This is a genomic window from Varibaculum timonense, from assembly GCF_027694345.1.
GTDB classification, from domain to species: Bacteria; Actinomycetota; Actinomycetes; order Actinomycetales; family Actinomycetaceae; genus Varibaculum; species Varibaculum timonense_A.
Window position 1 is genome coordinate 1 of the sequence record NZ_JAQEVU010000019.1, and the last position, 1,861, is coordinate 1,861.

The following is a 1,861-nucleotide window of genomic DNA, read 5'->3' on the forward strand; positions in this document are numbered from 1 at the left end:
AAATCTAACCCCCGCGACACGCCGAGCCAGACACACATTTTGACCCTTAACCCTTTAAATGGATATAATTAGACCCATGTTGATTTCAGGTACCGCTTTCTTGCGGTTGCGCACCAACCGCTAAGGCGGTTTCCTACCCCGTAGGTTAAAAACCGCTCCGGTCCTTTAGCCGGGCGGCTATTTGTCATGCCCGGCTCCCTTTCAAATCCAAGGAGCACACCTGATGTCTGCATACGGACACGGCCGTCACGAGCATGGCCAAAATTTTCTCACCAACCACAAGATCATCAACTCCATCATCGACCTTGTGAAACAAACCTCCGGCCCCATCATTGAGATCGGACCAGGAAGCGGTGCCCTCACTCACCCGATGGCCCACTTGGGGAGGGCGATAACGGCAGTTGAAGTGGACGCAAAACTAGCTGCCAAAATCACACAAGAAACCTCCTCGGCGGCGGTCGAAGTGGTCCATGATGATTTCCTTAACTTCCGGTTACCCGCCACTCCCTGCGTCATTGTGGGAAACATTCCCTTTCACCTCACCACTGCCATTCTTCGAAAGTTGCTGCATGCGCCAGCATGGACTGACGCTGTACTCCTCATGCAGTGGGAAGTCGCTCGCCGCCGGGCCGGGGTAGGCGCAAGCACGATGATGACGGCTCAGTGGTCCCCATGGTTCACATTTCACCTGGGTTCTCGGGTACCAAGGTCTGCTTTCCGGCCACAGCCAAACGTTGACGGGGGGATCTTAGTGATCCGCCGGGTGGGTGACCCGAAGATTCCGATAGAGCAGCGCAAAGCCTTTCAGGCGATGGTGCACACCGTTTTCACTGCCCGGGGACGCGGGATAGGGGAAATTCTCCGAAGGGCAGGGTTGTTTTCATCACGTTCAGAAACACAATCATGGTTGCGCTCGCGAGGAATCGACCCCGCGACCCTACCTCCCAGATTGCACACCAACGACTGGATCGATCTCTTCCAGGTGACTGGTTCCTCTCTACCTCACCATCGACCCATTTCACCATCGGGAAGTAGTCAACGACCTCCTCAACGGAAAAACCGAAGCCGGCGGCGTTAATCCCCACCAAAACCGAAATCCACCAGTAGTACTAAAAGGGCTCTTCCGGTTTTAGAGTGCATTGATTAGTTCGCCGGGGGTTCGGGCGTGGCACAAGATATTGGGGTCCTTGGCTTTGTAGGAAAAAGGTATCTAATCCATCCGTACAAAACTAAGGACCTACTGTGCAGCCTAACGGAAATGTCATCGTCGATACCATCTGCCGCACCGCAAAACTAGGAACTACTATCACCGGTGCCACAGAAAACGGTGACGTCACTGTTATTGAAGCCGAACCCGTCGAGCCGATCAATGAATGCCCTACCTGCGGGCAGCCTGGAGTATTCCGCGACCACGTCATCCGCAGCCTGGTCGATCTGCCCATCGTCGGCCACCCAACAACTTCATGTGCGCCTTCCACGCTACCGGTGCACCAACAAGCGTTGCTTGCAGAAGATCTTCCGTGCTGGCCTTGCCTGCGCGCCCGACAATTCAAAGACCACGGACCAGGTGACCCACTGGATCCTGCAACGACTCTGCCTAAATCGGATGAGCGTTGCCGCTGCACCCAAGTCATTAGGCCTGGGGTGGGATATGAAGTGTCCCAGGTTTTGTTCCGTTTGATGAAACCCGTTTTTGAAACAACGTACGGAGCACAACGCACGCCGATGCCAAAGCTTCCGCAACATCGACTACCTCATCAAACCCACGACAGTGGGATTCACACCCTCAATCCCCACGCGTGCAATCTGGGTTAAGGGTCAAAAAGTGTGTCCGGAATCGCGGATTTTCACGGATTGACCT

Annotated in this window: 2 protein-coding genes and 1 pseudogene; all 3 read left to right on the forward strand. The window is 54.6% G+C overall.

The window, feature by feature from the left end:
• Window positions 1–76: 76 nt before the first annotated feature.
• Window positions 77–124 (forward strand): erythromycin resistance leader peptide, encoded by a 48-nt coding sequence (locus PG728_RS09385; RefSeq protein ID WP_011116968.1) that lies wholly within the window; start codon window positions 77–79, stop codon window positions 122–124.
• 99 nt (window positions 125–223) lie between these two features.
• Window positions 224–1,078 (forward strand): 23S rRNA (adenine(2058)-N(6))-methyltransferase Erm(X), encoded by an 855-nt coding sequence (locus PG728_RS09280; RefSeq protein WP_011117480.1) that lies wholly within the window; start codon window positions 224–226, stop codon window positions 1,076–1,078.
• Between the two features lie 164 nt (window positions 1,079–1,242).
• Window positions 1,243–1,660: pseudogene (locus PG728_RS09285) on the forward strand (transposase family protein); the annotation flags it as partial.
• Between the last annotated feature and the right edge of the window lie 201 nt (window positions 1,661–1,861).